The organism is Desmonostoc vinosum (assembly GCF_059505385.1).
Map to the genome: position 1 here is coordinate 1 of NZ_JCACKM010000159.1, position 15453 is coordinate 15453.

The following is a 15453-nucleotide window of genomic DNA, read 5'->3' on the forward strand; positions in this document are numbered from 1 at the left end:
GCACTATGACGTGCCACATCCTCAAGGGTTTTCAGCCTAGCCATCCTTATAATGCGATCGCAGGTAATAGCGCTAACAATATTCTCAATGGTGGTGCTGGTAACGACACCCTCAATGGCGGAACTGGAGCTGATACGTTAATTGGTGGCACTGGTAATGATAACTACGTAGTCAATAGCACTGGTGATGTGGTAACTGAAAACCTCAATGCCGGTACAGATACAGTTCAATCATCTATCAGCTACACTCTAGGTGCAAATCTAGAAAACTTAACCTTAACTGGTACATCAGCTATCAATGGTACAGGAAACAGTTCAGCCAATAATATTACAGGTAATAGCAGTAGTAATACTATTAGTGGTGGATTGGGAAATGATACGTTAATTGGTGGTGGTGGTAACGATACCCTCTTGGGTGGTGATGGTAACGATACCCTGAATGGTGTTGGTAGTGAGTTGAGTAGATCAACAAGAGATAGACTCAATGGCGGCAACAACAACGACTTATTTGTCTTAGGAAACAGTAGTGCTATTTTTTACGGCGATGGCAATAGCACCAATCCTGGTTTAAATTATTACGCCGTGATTGAGGACTTTAACATCACCCAAGATAGAATCCAACTCAGAGGTACAGCGAGTTCTTACTTGCTAAGAACCTCGCCCATAACTGGCATAACAGGAACAGCCATTTACGTTGATAGTAATGGTAACGGAGCTTTCAACTCTACTGATGAATTGATTGCGATCGCACAAGGAGTTTCAGGACTAAACTTGACAGCCAGTTATTTTAGTTATGTGTCTTGAAAAGCAACAAGGTTTAGGAAACTTGGATTAATCAAGCGTTGAAACCTCATGGTGCAAACCACAAGGTTTCAAATAAAAGTTCATCCTTCACACTTTATTCAGATTCTTTCGCCTCTTTTCTTTCATCCATCATCGGTACAACTAACACCTTATCTACGCGGTTGCCATCCATATCCATCACTTCAATTCGCATACTCTGCCATTCAAAATGATCTGCTGCTGCTGGGATGCGGCCTAAATGAGTAATGACAAAACCACCCAAGGTTTGATAACTACCTCGTTCTTCCGATTCCCATTCTTCTGCATCGAAAAGTTTAAAAAACTCTTCTACAGCCAACATCCCATCCAAAAGCCAAGAACCATCCTCCCGTTGCACAGCTTGAGGTTCATCTTCCCCATCAGCGGAAGGAACATCACCTACAATTTCACTCATGATGTCGTTGAGAGTAACTAATCCTTGAATTACACCGTATTCATCAACTACCAGCGCCATGTGAGTGATGGTTTGTTTAAACAATTCCAAAACTTTTAACCCACGGGTGCTTTCCGGCACAAACACTGGCTGTCGCAATCCTACTGTTAAGTCTAAAGGTTCACCCCGAAAACTCCGGGCTAATAAATCGGTAACTGGGATCACACCCAGCACATTGTCAAGTCCCTCTTGACAAACTGGATAGCGGGAGTAAGCACTTTCAACCATTTTTTCGCGATTTTCTTCCGGGGAATCTTCCAAATCCAGCCACACAATATCAGGGCGAGGTGTCATAAAATAACTGACAGGGCGATCGCCTAAGCGAAAAACTCGCTCTACCATATCTTGCTCGGCTTCCTCGAAGGTTCCTGCCTCTGTGCCTTGCTCAATTAAAATTTTAATTTCTTCTTCAGTAACTTGTGGTTCAGTAGAAGGTGTAATACCTAATAGCCGTACCACAGCGTCAGTAGAAGCGCTTAAGAGATGCACTGCTGGAGAAGCGAGTGCCGCCAAAGCTCGCATCGGAATCGCTACAGTTGCTGCAATTCGTTCTGGGTTATTCAATGCCAACCGCTTGGGTACTAGTTCCCCGACAATTAGCGACAGATAAGTAATAATTAAAACTACTATCCCAAAAGAAATTGGTTCACTGTAAGGAGCCAACAAGGGAATCATTCGGACATAAACTGCTAATCGGCTGGCAATTGTTGCGCCTCCAAAAGCACCCGTCAAGATACCTATCAGGGAAATACCTACTTGAATAGTAGACAAGAAATGATTTGGAGACTCAGCGAGTTTCAATGCGACCCTGGCCTTGGCATCTCCTTGATTGGCGAGCTGTTGTAGCCTCACCTTACGCGCGGAGACAATTGCCATCTCAGACATGGAAAATATACCGTTGGCAATAATCAGAACCAAAATGATTAAAATTTCAAATGTGATGGAGGACATGTTTAAAATTGCCGCTTATTAGAGCGAATGTAGCTCAATCCCTAGTATCTAGTATTAAAGGTGTTTCTATAAATGCTTTGGTTGGGGACTGGGGACTGGAAAGATAAGGGAGATGAGGGGGATGAGGGAGACGCGGGGACGCGGGGACGCGGAGAATAATCAATAACAATTGACAATTCCCAATTCCCCATTCCCAATTCCCCATTCCCCATTTCGTACATTATTCTTCCATAGAAAGAATGAGCGGGCTGTTAACACTTCTAAAATGGTGGCATAAACTGCCCACAATTTTCTCACCTGCAACGACTCCCACTTTTTGTAGAACATATGGCATTTTCTTCTATTGTGCGTGCTTTGGCGCGATCGCCACTCACCACTGAGTTTATTTCTAAGCTTAATCGACAACAACAATTACGGTTAAATGGTATTTCTCGCCTACCCAAGGCTTTGGTGGCTTCAGCTTTAGCTCAAAATGAGGGCAAGGATTTGTTTGTGGTTTGTGCCACCTTGGAGGAAGCCGGACGCGTTTACGCGCTATTAGAAGCAATGGGATGGAAGAATGTACATTTCTACCCCACTTCTGAAGCTTCCCCCTACGAACCTTTTGACCCAGAAACAGAAATGAGTTGGGGACAAATGCAGGTGTTAGCGGATTTGGCTATTGGGGACTGGGAATTGGGTAAAACTCTTCCTAGTATCCAATCCCCGATCCCCAATCCCGGAGCGAAGCGACCTTTAGCTATTGTTGCTACTCAAGGGGCGCTACAGCCGCATTTACCACCACCGGAGGCTTTTAAACCATTTTGCCTGACTTTGAAGCGAGGAATGGAATTAGACCTGGATGCCTTCGGTGAAAAATTAGCTATTCTGGGTTACGAGCGAGTACCCTTAGTGGAAACAGAAGGACAATGGAGTCGGCGGGGTGATATCGTTGATGTTTTCCCGGTTTCGTCTGAGTTGCCAGTGAGACTAGAGTGGTTTGGCGATGAAATTGAGCAAATTCGGGAATTTGACCCATCTACTCAACGTTCGGCACTTGACAAAATTGACCAATTAATTCTTACCCCTACTAGCTTTACTCCAATTGTGATGGCAGCACTGAAAGACAGTGCTGAGCTATATCCTGACTTAGCACTGGACACTGAAGACTCTTCGCTACTTGAGGGTAGTCGTCGCTTTTTGGGATTAGCTTTCGAGCAACCAGCGTCTGTTCTCGATTATTTAAACGAAAATACTCTCGTTACGATTGATGAGCCAGAACAATGCCATGCTCATAGCGATCGCTGGGTAGAAAATGCTGAGGAACAGTGGGGACTGGGGACTGGGGAAGATTCTCGCCCTACTCCTCCAAGATTGCCGAAAATCCATCGGTCTTTTGATGATTGTCTGGCCGATGTGGCTAGATTTCCCACGTTATATTTGTCGGAACTGGCTGAAGAAAACAACGGAGTTAACCTTGCTAGTAGGTCTGTACCAGTAACGCCACACCAATTTGCAAAACTAGCTGAAACTATCCGGCAAGAACGCGATCGCAATCTCTCGATTTGGCTGATTTCTGCTCAGCCTTCGCGCTCAGTATCTCTGTTGCAAGAACACGATTGTCCCGCTCAGTTTATTCCTAACCCCCGCGACTACCAAGCAATTGATAAGCTACAAATCAATCATACGCCCGTAGCACTTAAATATTCTGGCTTGGCAGAATTAGAAGGCTTTATCCTGCCTACGTACCGATTGGTCATCGTTACAGACCGGGAATTTTATGGACAGCACTCCTTAGCGACTCCTGGCTACATCCGCAAACGCCGCAAAGCCACCTCTAAGCAAGTTGACCCCAATAAACTGCGTCCGGGTGATTATGTGGTTCACCGTAACCATGGTGTTGGTAAATTTGTCAAGCTAGAAAGTCTCACCATTAATCACGAAACTCGCGATTATTTGGTGGTGCAGTATGCCGACGGTTTACTGAGAGTTGCTGCCGATCAAGTCGGGGCTTTGTCTCGGTTCCGCAGCACGGGCGACAAAGCACCGGAACTCAACAAAATGACCGGTAAGGCTTGGGAAAATACCAAGAATAAAGTCCGCAAGGCGATTAAGAAATTAGCGGTGGACTTGCTAAAACTATATGCAGCGCGATCGCAACAACAAGGTTTTTCCTTTCCAGAAGATATGCCTTGGCAAGAGGAAATGGAAGACTCCTTTCCCTACCAACCCACAACAGACCAGCTAAAAGCTGTACAAGATGTGAAACGGGACATGGAAAGCGATCGCCCTATGGATCGCTTAGTTTGTGGCGATGTCGGTTTTGGGAAAACAGAAGTAGCAATTCGCGCTATTTTTAAAGCAGTCACCGCTGGTAAACAAGTGGCACTCCTTGCGCCTACTACTATTTTAACGCAACAGCACTACCACACTCTCAAGGAACGTTTTGCACCCTACCCAATGAATGTAGGGTTACTCAACCGCTTCCGTACCGCTGAAGAACGCCGCGACATTCAAAAGCGTTTAACTACGGGTGAGTTGGATGTAGTTGTAGGTACACACCAACTTTTGGGTAAAGGTGTTGCATTTCGCGATTTAGGACTGTTGGTGGTGGATGAAGAACAGCGCTTTGGGGTGAACCAGAAGGAGAAAATCAAAAGCCTGAAAACTCAGGTTGATGTGCTGACACTCTCCGCCACTCCCATTCCCCGCACCTTATACATGTCCATGTCAGGAATTCGGGAGATGAGTTTAATTACCACACCACCCCCAACCAGACGTCCCATCAAAACCCATCTTGCACCACTAAATCCAGAAAGTGTCCGCAGCGCAATTCGTCAAGAATTAGACAGAGGCGGGCAAGTTTTCTACGTGGTTCCACGAGTAGAAGGAATTGAAGAGACAACAGCGAATTTAAGAGAAATGGTACCGGGGGCCAGGTTTGCGATCGCTCACGGGCAAATGGACGAAAGCGAGTTAGAATCAACCATGCTCACCTTTAGTAATGGTGAGGCAGAAATTTTAGTTTGTACCACAATTATTGAATCTGGTTTAGATATCCCCCGCGTCAACACCATCTTAATTGAAGATTCCCACCGCTTCGGTTTAGCCCAGTTGTATCAATTACGCGGTCGTGTGGGACGTGCGGGTATTCAAGCCCACGCCTGGTTATTCTATCCCAAACAGCGGACATTATCGGATGCAGCACGGCAACGATTACGGGCGATTCAAGAATTTACGCAATTGGGTTCGGGATATCAGCTAGCGATGCGTGACATGGAAATTCGCGGTGTAGGTAACTTGCTAGGTGCAGAACAATCTGGTCAAATGGATGCAATCGGTTTTGATTTATACATGGAAATGCTAGAGGAAGCAATTCGGGAAATTCGAGGACAAGAAATTCCCCAAGTTGATGATACTCAGATTGACCTCAACTTGACGGCATTTATCCCAGCCGATTACATCACCGATTTGGATCAAAAGATGAGCGCTTATCGAGCAGTAGCGACAGCTAAATCTCAAGAAGAATTATCACAGATTGCTGGTGAATGGAGCGATCGCTATGGTGCTGTACCTGTGCCTGCAAATCAATTATTGCGAGTCATGGAACTCAAACAACTCGCCAAAAAATTAGGATTTAGCCGCATTAAACCAGAAAACAAACAGCACGTAGTTTTAGAAACACCAATGGAAGAACCAGCTTGGAATTTATTAGCAGCGAACCTACCAGAAAACCTCAAGACACGCTTTGTCTATTCACCTGGTAAAGTCACAGTCCGCGGTTTAGGAGTAATGAAAGCAGACCAACAATTGCAGAGTTTAATTGATGCTTTGGGGAGAATGCAAGGTGCGATCGTTGAGGTGGCTGTTGTTTGAGTAGTAGTTTTACTTTATACCTTTTTATACTCTAAACATTTATGATTGCTGTGGTGGTGGGTGACGACCAAGCAATTCTTCCTCTGCCCGAATTGCCAGTATGATTAAACGATTCAATTGACGTAAAGATGTGGGGATTGTGACCATCTATGGTTTACTTCGCCACCCTTTGTGACCGTAGATGCAGCAGAGATAGAAACTCAGCTAATTCGACTAAGCTCTCTGCCTCTTGCCATTCCAGGAGAGTTAATGTTTCACCAGCATCTTGACGATCTAGCAACATCTGAAGACGAGCATGAACAGCTTTAGGGAGTTGAAAGTGGGTCAATTCAAGGGGTATCTCAATCACTTCGGGCATAGAGGTAAGTGAAGTAGGAGTCTGGCAGGTATGTTAGTGCTAGGTAACTCAAAGCTCTTTTTCACAGTTTCATGTCTTTAGTAAGCTGTTCCACATATAACTTGCATAATTAGGGCGGGCAAGATGCCCACCCCACAAGAGTTTTATTTAATTTGATTATGTAATTTAGATGTTTTTTAGCTTAGCACAGCTACTGAAGCTGCCAAAAACCATGATTTGTAATATCTAACTGCCCTTAACTACTGCAAGATATATCATCAAGAAAATTATCGCAGATTACTGGTGAATGGAGCGATCGCTATGGTGATGATATTCAGAAAAATTCTGTATTGTGATATTAGTTAGCTTAGTCACATCTGGCAAGGCGAGAAAATCTCAATCATGGATGTAAAAATTGTTCCTTGCTCTGTTGCACACATTGAAAAGCTGATTGCAGGGGCAGATGCTTTTTTGACAGCCTATGGTCTGCAAGTAGCTGATGGGTACTTACCTTTTGCAGGGGCACTTGATTACAGTTTGAAGATGATGCAAACTTCGCAAACTTGGTCTCCGTGGCTACCGTATCTGCTAGTATTTGACCCCCAGCAGATACTAGTTGGGTTTGGAGGCTTTAAATCTGTTCCCGATTTCCAGCGCACCGTTGAGATTGGTTACTCTGTAGCCCCAAATTATCAAGGTAGAGGTTTCGCAACTTCAATGGTTGAGCAACTGATGAAAATCGCCTTTACCTCAGAGTTAGTTGAATGTGTGTGCGCTCACACATTAGCACAGCCAAGTGCATCGACTAGAGTATTAGAAAAATGTGGCATGACCAGAGTATCTGAGTTTATCGATGTTGAAGATGGAAAACTGTGGAGGTGGGAGATTGGCGTAGTCTAATAATTAGCAATTTGATAGCATTAACAAAGAAAGCGATCGCCTTCTTTATGCAGATTTGTAAAAACACTATGGCAAAGCGTAAGAAAAGCAATCTCCAGTGGATTAAAGAAACACTTGAACTCAAACCAGATCATCGCTGGGAATCTCCATCAGGCTACAAAATCTTTGTTGCCAATCGGGGGGCTGTTCGCTTCAATGTTCCTCAGAATTGGGTTTTTGAGCCACAAGAAAAATCGTTCAAGTTTCTCGATAAAAAACCACCCAAGGATGATTGCTGCCTAGAAGTATCTTTCAACCGTCTGCCACCCAATGATTGGAGCCAGTTTCCGCTCAAATCTACTTTGAGGAAAGTCATGGAAGATGACAGTCGCGATGTCATTGCTAGGGGAGAAATTTTTACCGTCAAGCGCCAAACCGCTAGGATTGTGTGGACAGAGATTAAGTTTATCGACACCCAAGCAGAACCACGCGAAGCTTTTTCTCGGACTTGCATTGGTTTAGGCTCGAATGTTCAGTGCTTGATTACATTCGATTATTGGGCAGATCAAGCAGAACAATTAACACCAGTTTGGGATGAAGTCATGCGTAGTCTTACACTAGGGCTATATATCCGCGATCCCATGACAGGTGTGGCTTTCCCAGATTAGATTACACGTAAATAACTATAGTATCCCTGATCAGGAATTACAACGTATAATTTGTACTGAAGCTTTCAACAGGAACTTTATCAAGTACAAAATAGCCTCCGATGATTACAACTATCTTATTTACTGGAATTCTTCTCGCTGGAATATATTGGTTTTTCTTCTATCCCAATCAAAAAATCAAGCGAATTAAAAGTAACTTAGTAGTAGAAGTTGATGGTGCGGATGTTCGTTACCCGAATTTACCTTTAGGGAAGTTGGGTATCTTTGTTGAAGTTAATGAAAATCGGAGAATTCGGGTTGTTTTTCCGAAGCTAACACCTGAAGGCGTTCAATACATTTATTCATGGCATGATCATCAATCTATACGTATTCCAGATTTAGAAAAAACAGATGTACGCAGCAAAGCAAATATCAAAGTAGCGCAAGAATTAGTCTTCTTGATTAAAGAACATATTCAATTTGTTGAGCCAGAGATTTTAAATTTAAAAAAGCAATGGCACAAAATCAACGAATTACTTGAGCTAGTGACTACATCAGAATTTTATGTCAATCAACGTGGAGTTTATCAAAGAGCATTATTTCAAGTTGAAAACTTACTGGATAAAGCTGAAGAATTACAACAAGTTTATATTGGTTTTATTAGAGAAGTTTTAATTGGCAAACAAGTCGCAGGATATGATCCGAATTTGCTTCCAGATGATGGCTTTGCTATTGATAATCAGTATAAAAAAATTAGAGAAGAGTATCAATATATGAAAGATACAGCGACAGCATATACTGAGTTATTACGCACGCGTCAAGTATAATAATTATCATGTCAGCAACCATTTCTATCTGGAAGTTTAGTACATTTTTTGCTTTATATACGCTTGTGAGCCTAGTTATTTACTTGACAACTTCTTTTACAATTCCTGCTTGGCTTGTTTATTTATTCATCCTTCTACCGTTTTATCTAGTTTGTATTCTCTATCTGATTAATTTTAATCTCAAGTATCGCCGAGAGATGCTTCGATATCGGAAATTACCATTATATGTAAGTGTAGTCTTTCAACTCTTAATTATTCTTACCAGCCCAGCAAATTGTTACGGTTGGAAACAAGGCTCAGCTTGCTATTCATTTATTCAGTCTCACTTGATTGATGTGAGCAGTCATCCTCCTCACTGGAGGATTGCATACGTATTTCCTTTCACTGTATTCATGTACATTATTAGTCTTTCGTTTTTCTTAGGAAAAATTCATGTTGAGAGGCAGCAATAAATCTGTTGCTTCGCAGCGTTAGCGTTAGCGAAGCGGTAGCGAGTCCTCGAGCGTCGGTACGAGCGTCAGCGTAAAGCCTGCGGCATAGCTTCGCTTAGAGCGACACAGGAGCGTCGCGTCATTACGAATTACGAATTACGAATATGGATAGCAATGTACTAATGGCAAGTTTAGGAAGTATCTTAATCGTTGACGACTCATCAGAAAATCTCCAAGATTTGTTTGCTATTTTGTCTCAAAGCGGATATGTGGTTGAGGTTGTAACTAAAAGTTTAATTGCTGCGGCAATAGTACAATCAGCTCCACCCGATTTAATTTTGTTGAACAGCGACAAACCAGAAATCGATGGCTATGAAGTTTGTCAACAAATTCAAGCTACTCAGATAAACATTCCAGTAGTTTTTATTAGTGCATTGCATGATGTTTCTGTAAAAATTGAAGCTTTTAAAATGGGCGGTGTAGACTATATTACTAAACCATTTCAGGTAGAAGAAGTTTTAGTTAGAATAGAATATCAAATCAATAATTATAAGTTCCAACACCAGTTAAAAGAGCAAAATAATAAACTGCAATTGAAAATTCAAGATTATCAAAAGATTGTACTTGAGTTTAATCATCAATATCAACAACTAGAGTTGATGGATATTGATGATACCTGCGGTCAAACTGCGTTGGAAAGTCGCCTTGCGGTTGCAGCTGCCCTCAAAGCCAGTGAAAGTAAATATCGCCTTTTAGTTGAGACATGTCAAGACATGATCTGGTCGGTGGACACCAAAGGTGTAATTACTTTTGTTAACCCAGCCGTCAAACAAATTTATGGCTATGAACCCCAAGAAATGATTGGGCGTGCTATGGCTGACTTTATATTACCTGCACAAATTGCTCAAGATCAGGCGACTTTCCAACACGTGCTACAAGGAGAGCCTATCTTCCAGCATGAAACTACCTGCATAACTAAAGATGGTGGTTTGATTTATTTAATGTTTAATGCGATCGCCTTACGTAACGAAGAAGGTTTAGTGATTGGGGCAACAGGTACAGCTAGCAATATCACACAGCGCCAACAGGCAGAAAGCACCATCAAGCTCCACAATCATAACCTGGTATTAACAGAACTTGCCAAAAGTCAAGTGCTTTATCAGGGCGATTTAAAAGCCGCTTTTAGTGAAATCACAGAAGTAGGTGTCAAGAATCTTGGCATAGAACGAGCTAGTATTTGGCTATATGACCAAACAGGCAGTAGTATTCAATGCCTCGATCTATTTGAGCAACATTGCAATCAACATAGCGAAGGATTTGCTTTATCGGAGGCAGATTATCCAGCTTATTTCCAAGCTTTGCAGCAAGACCAACAAATCGCCGCAGATGATGCCCATACCGATCCCAGAACCAGAGAATTTTCCCAGTCTTACTTAACCCCATTAAATATTACTTCCATGCTCGATACACCAATCAGGCTGGCAGGAAAAACAGTGGGGGTTTTGTGTTTAGAAGCAGTGCAAATGATCCATTATTGGACACTGGAAGATCAAAATTTTGCTCGTTCTTTGGGAAATTTAGTATCTCTAGTGCTGGAAGCACGAGAACGCCAACGTGCAGAAGTAGCCCAACGCATTTCTGAAGAAAAACTAGCATCAGCTTTTAGATCATCTCCAGATCCAATCGCCTTAGTAACTGTTCCAGAAAAACGTTATATCGAAGTTAACGACAGTTTTTGTCGATTTTTTGGTTATTCTCGTTCTCAAGTTATTGGTCGCACTAACGATGAATTAAATATTTGGGCAAAGCAAGCAGAATATGATTTCCTCGCCCAAATCCTCCAACAGACAAAAGCTATTCGCAACTATGAAGTTGATGTCTGCAATGCAACTGGAGAAATTAAAACGACCTTGTTTAGTGCTGAAATGATCGAGATTGATGGGCAACAGTACGTACTTGGTACAGCTAAAGACATCACAGAGCGTAAACAAGCAGAAAATGAAAGCCGTTTACTGTTGTTGACAACTCAAGCCATGACTCGCGCTATTAATGTCAATGACGCCTTAAAACTCGTTTTGGGCTTAATTTGTAACACTATTTACTGGGATTTTGGTGAAGCATGGATACCTAATGAAGATGCTACCGTTCTTCAACATAGTTTGTGTTGGTACGGCGACCAAATCGATTTAAAAGAATTCGGCCGCCACAGTCAAAATGTGACATTTGCCTCTGGTATGGGACTACCAGGGCGAGTTTGGCAAAGCAAAAAGCCAGAGTGGATAGAAGATGTTTCCCAGGCTACAGAACCAACTTTTTTGCGATCGCAACAAGCGGCAAAAGTCGGTTTAAAAGCTGGTTTTGGTGTACCAATATTAGCCGGCAACCAGATACTTGCTGTTTTGGTATTTTTTAAACGCAGTTCTATGTCAGTAGATAAGCGCTTACTCTTTTTAGTAAGTGCAGTCGCTGCCCAATTAGGCGGACTAATGAAACGCAAACAAATAGAAGCAGCCCACAGACAAAGTGAAGAACGTTTGCATCTCGCCTTAGAAGCCAGTGATTTGGGGCTATGGGATTGGAATCTGAGCAGCGGCAAAATCTATCGCGATTGGCGGTGGACAAAGATGCTAGGGTACGGAGAACACGAAATTGCAGATAACTTGCAAGCGATTAAACAATTGATCCATCCTGAAGATTTACTCGTAGTTAACTCAGCCTTAAACGCTCATCTTTTTGGTGATAGCCCAGTTTACGAAGTAGAATTCCGAATGCTTTGTGCCTCAAAAGAGTGGAAGTGGATTCAATCTCGCGGTCAAATTTTTGAGCGTGACGAGTCAGGTATGCCTTTGCGGATGACGGGAACGCACAAAGATATCACTGAGCGCAAAACACTAGAACGAGAATTAGCGCTTAGAGAAGCCCGCCTCAATGCCTTTTTCAGCAGCGCTCCTGTAGGCATGAACATTTTAGATAATCAACTGCGGTTCGTGCAAATTAACCAATTGTTGGCAGAGATTAACGAAATACCACAATCAGAACATATTGGTAAGACTGTTCAAGAAATTTTACCTCACATTGCCCCTTTAGTAGAGCCAATATATGAACAAGTACTTTTAACTGGTAAACCTATTCTCCATCAAGAATTGAGCGGTACATCACCGAGGCAACCAAATATTACCCGCCACTTTCTTGTTTCTTACTTTCCTATTCCAGGTGAAGATGATCGCCCCTCTGGTGTAGGTACAGTCATGGTAGAAATTAGCGATCAAAAACGTGCTGAACAAGAACTACGCTTAGCAAGCAAACGTCTGCAATATTTGCTCACCTCTAGCCCTGTAGTGATTTATAGCAGTAAAATTTCAGGGGATCTCGGTGCTACTTTCATCAGTGAGAATGTGAAGGACATGACAGGCTACGAAGCGCGGGAATTTAGAGAAAATTCTAGCTTTTGGCTTGCTCATGTGCATCCTGAAGATGTTGATAGCATTTTAGGAAGATTTTCACAGGTTTTCGAGCAAGAGTACAGTTCTTATGAATATCGGTGGTTGCACGCTGACGGAACCTATCACTGGTTTTACGATAAAGTGAGGTTAATTCGTGACGAGGTTGGCAACCCCATAGAATGCGTGGGTTATTGGGCAGATATCAGCGATCGCAAGTTAGCAGAGCTAGCCCTACAAGAAGGTAGACAACGATATCAACTATTAGCCGAAACCTCACCAGCTTGTATATTCCACTCGGACACAGAGGGTAACATCTTATATTTAAATCAGCGTTGGACTGAGATTACCGGGTGCAGCTTAGAACAGTCTCTAGGAACAGGTTGGTCAAAGACAGTACATCCAGATGATCTTGAGCAGCTATTGCAGACATGGGAAGCAGCAAGAGTTGCTAAAATTTCCTATAAATATGAACATCGATTTATACGTGAAAATGCTACAATTGTCTGGGTAATTTGTCAAGCAATGCCGGAATTTGGCGATAACGGAGAGATTAAAGGCTATATCGGAACAATCACAGATATTACCGAAAGAAAACTAGCAGAAGAAGCTTTATGCGAGAGCGCAGAACGCGAAAGAGCGATCGCCCAAGTCATTCAAAGAATGCGTCAGACATTGGATTTAGAAACCATCTTTGCGGCTACAACCGAAGAATTACGCCAAGTTCTCAATTGCGATCGGGTTGTTGTCTATCGTTTCGATGCCTCTTGGAGTGGTGAATTTGTCTCTGAGTCCGTGGGAAACGATTGGATTTCTCTAATAGAAGAACACAAAAATGACCCCAATCTCATACAGGACGTTCTGCAAAATGGCCGTTGTATTTTAAAAATGTGGGACGGCAACAACAATCAAGTAGAAAATACTTACTTGCAATCAACCCCAGGTGGTATATACACACAAGGCCCTGGTTTTTCCTGCGTTTCAGACATTTACAAAGCAGGATTTCACCCTACATACATCAACCTCCTAGAGCGTTTTCAGGCAAAAGCCTATATTATTGTCCCCATATTGTGTGGTAGTCAACTTTGGGGATTATTAGCAAGTTATCAAAATTCCAGTTTCCGCCAATGGAAAACAGGAGAAGTCAACATCGCAGTGCAAATTGGCAATCAGTTAGGAGTTGCCTTACAGCAGGCACAATTGCTAGCACAAACTCAAAGACAGTCACAAGCACTACAAGAAGCCGTCATCGCTGCTGATGCTGCCAACCGCGCCAAAAGCGAATTTCTGGCCAACATGAGTCATGAATTACGTACCCCGCTTAACGCTATCCTTGGCTTCACCCAACTCATGAATCATGATCATTCCTTATCTAAAGAACATCAAGATAACTTAGTAATTATCAATCGTGCTGGTGAGCATTTACTTAACTTAATCAACGACATTTTAGAAATGTCAAAAATCGAAGCCGGTAGAACTACATTAACCGTTACTAGTTTTGACTTGATTCATCTTTTAGACAACTTAGAAGAAATGCTGCGCTTCCGCGCTGTTTCCAAGGGTTTACAACTAATATTTGAATATGCGCCTGATATTCCCCAATATGTACAAACTGACGAAAGCAAACTGCGTCAAGTTTTAATCAACCTCTTAGGAAATGCGATTAAGTTTACTGAAACTGGGAGAGTGACGTTGCGTGTGAAACTGGATACTGGGAAAGTTCTCCCCCAAAACCCAATCCCTAATCCCCAGTCCCTAACTTTCGAGATACAAGACACAGGTTCAGGTATTTCTCTGCAAGAAATTGACTTACTTTTTGAAGCTTTTGGACAAACAGAAACCGGAAAAAAATCACAACAGGGAACAGGATTAGGTTTGGCAATTAGCCGTAAATATGTGCAATTAATGGGCGGAAATATTAGCGTTAACAGCACATTTGGTATAGGTAGTACATTTACCTTTGATATTCAGGTTGGTTTAGCTGTAAAAGGCGAAATTGAAATTAAGCAAACGCAACGCCGAGTTATTGGTTTAGCACCAGAACAAGGCGAGTATCGGATCTTAGTAGTTGACGATGTTACAGACAGTCGTATTGTATTAGTGAAACTACTGACATCCATCGGTTTTGTTGTACAAGAAGCTGCAAATGGTCAAGAAGCAATTTCTCAATGGCTAGAATGGCAACCACACCTAATTTTTATGGATATGCGGATGCCAATTATGGATGGCTACGAAGCCACAAGGGAGATTAAAGCCAGAGAAATAAGGCATGAAAATAATGCTCATACTATCATCATTGCCCTGACTGCCAACGCCTTCGAGGAACAACGAGAAGCAATACTCACAGCAGGCTGTAACGATTTGATTAACAAGCCCTTTCAAGAAAAACAAATACTAGAAGTACTCCGCAAATACTTGGCATTAGAATATCTTTATCAAGTAGAAAATAATCAAATATTAGACCATTGGCAACAAATCAAAGAACAAATTATTACCACCGAAGATTTATTACTTTTACTATCTCAAATGTCAGCCGAATGGGTATCACAAGTATACCAAGCTGCGGCTCAATGTAGTGACGACCTGATTTTTCAATTAATTGAACAAATCCCTGCAAACAATACATCTCTAAAAAATTATTTAGCAGATTTAGCTCTGAATTTTCAATTTGAAAAAATTATGGAAGTAACTACAGCAATATTATTTAATTTGTGAAAAACTCAATACTTGTATTTCCAATTTCTTAACAATTTGGGAATATTAGACTTCTTGCAAAAATACTTGAACCGTCAGAGACTCAAGTCTCTGCCT

General features: G+C 42.2%; 9 protein-coding genes. 7 read left to right on the plus strand and 2 right to left on the minus strand.

Features of this window, described 5'->3' with window-relative positions; translation table 11 throughout:
• A partial coding sequence (locus AC5JMF_RS21890; RefSeq protein WP_495797820.1) for a calcium-binding protein occupies positions 1-803 on the plus strand: 803 nt, incomplete at its 5' end.
• 94 nt (positions 804-897) lie between these two features.
• On the opposite strand, the gene AC5JMF_RS21895 is transcribed toward AC5JMF_RS21890, so the two are convergent.
• Entirely contained in the window at positions 898-2226 is a 1329-nt protein-coding gene (locus AC5JMF_RS21895) for a hemolysin family protein (protein ID WP_495797821.1), read from the minus strand.
• A gap of 327 nt (positions 2227-2553) precedes the next feature.
• On the opposite strand from AC5JMF_RS21895, the gene mfd reads away from it, so the two are divergent.
• On the plus strand, positions 2554-6081 hold the full coding sequence (gene mfd, locus AC5JMF_RS21900; protein ID WP_495797822.1) for a transcription-repair coupling factor: 3528 nt from the start codon (positions 2554-2556) through the stop codon (positions 6079-6081).
• A 154-nt stretch (positions 6082-6235) separates the two neighbouring features.
• On the opposite strand, the gene AC5JMF_RS21905 is transcribed toward mfd, so the two are convergent.
• A complete protein-coding gene (locus AC5JMF_RS21905; RefSeq protein ID WP_495797823.1) occupies positions 6236-6439 on the minus strand; it encodes a hypothetical protein in 204 nt (67 codons plus the stop codon).
• Positions 6440-6820: 381 nt separating this feature from the next.
• On the opposite strand from AC5JMF_RS21905, the gene AC5JMF_RS21910 reads away from it, so the two are divergent.
• The 5 genes from AC5JMF_RS21910 (at position 6821) to AC5JMF_RS21930 (ending at position 15357) form a co-directional block, all read left to right on the plus strand.
• Entirely contained in the window at positions 6821-7318 is a 498-nt protein-coding gene (locus AC5JMF_RS21910; RefSeq protein WP_495797824.1) for a GNAT family N-acetyltransferase, read from the plus strand.
• Positions 7319-7386: 68 nt separating this feature from the next.
• The gene (locus tag AC5JMF_RS21915) at positions 7387-7965 is read left to right on the plus strand and encodes an Alr1449 family protein (protein ID WP_495797828.1); all 579 of its coding nucleotides are present in this window, start codon (positions 7387-7389) and stop codon (positions 7963-7965) included.
• Between the two features lie 101 nt (positions 7966-8066).
• A complete protein-coding gene (locus tag AC5JMF_RS21920; RefSeq protein ID WP_495797825.1) occupies positions 8067-8771 on the plus strand; it encodes a hypothetical protein in 705 nt (234 codons plus the stop codon).
• A gap of 8 nt (positions 8772-8779) precedes the next feature.
• A complete protein-coding gene (locus AC5JMF_RS21925; RefSeq protein ID WP_495797826.1) occupies positions 8780-9223 on the plus strand; it encodes a hypothetical protein in 444 nt (147 codons plus the stop codon).
• A 143-nt stretch (positions 9224-9366) separates the two neighbouring features.
• Positions 9367-15357, plus strand: coding sequence for a PAS domain S-box protein (locus tag AC5JMF_RS21930; protein ID WP_495797827.1), 5991 nt, complete (start codon positions 9367-9369; stop codon positions 15355-15357).
• The last annotated feature ends 96 nt before the right edge of the window (positions 15358-15453 follow it).

Bases quoted from the DNA above. Each gene is read 5' to 3' on its own strand.
- AC5JMF_RS21895 (WP_495797821.1), bottom strand. From the start codon at position 2,226: ATGTCCTCCATCACATTTGAAATTTTAATCATTTTGGTTCTGATTATT.
- mfd (WP_495797822.1), top strand. From the start codon at position 2,554: ATGGCATTTTCTTCTATTGTGCGTGCTTTGGCGCGATCGCCACTCACC.
- AC5JMF_RS21905 (WP_495797823.1), bottom strand. From the start codon at position 6,439: ATGCCCGAAGTGATTGAGATACCCCTTGAATTGACCCACTTTCAACTC.
- AC5JMF_RS21910 (WP_495797824.1), top strand. From the start codon at position 6,821: ATGGATGTAAAAATTGTTCCTTGCTCTGTTGCACACATTGAAAAGCTG.
- AC5JMF_RS21915 (WP_495797828.1), top strand. From the start codon at position 7,387: ATGGCAAAGCGTAAGAAAAGCAATCTCCAGTGGATTAAAGAAACACTT.
- AC5JMF_RS21920 (WP_495797825.1), top strand. From the start codon at position 8,067: ATGATTACAACTATCTTATTTACTGGAATTCTTCTCGCTGGAATATAT.
- AC5JMF_RS21925 (WP_495797826.1), top strand. From the start codon at position 8,780: ATGTCAGCAACCATTTCTATCTGGAAGTTTAGTACATTTTTTGCTTTA.
- AC5JMF_RS21930 (WP_495797827.1), top strand. From the start codon at position 9,367: ATGGATAGCAATGTACTAATGGCAAGTTTAGGAAGTATCTTAATCGTT.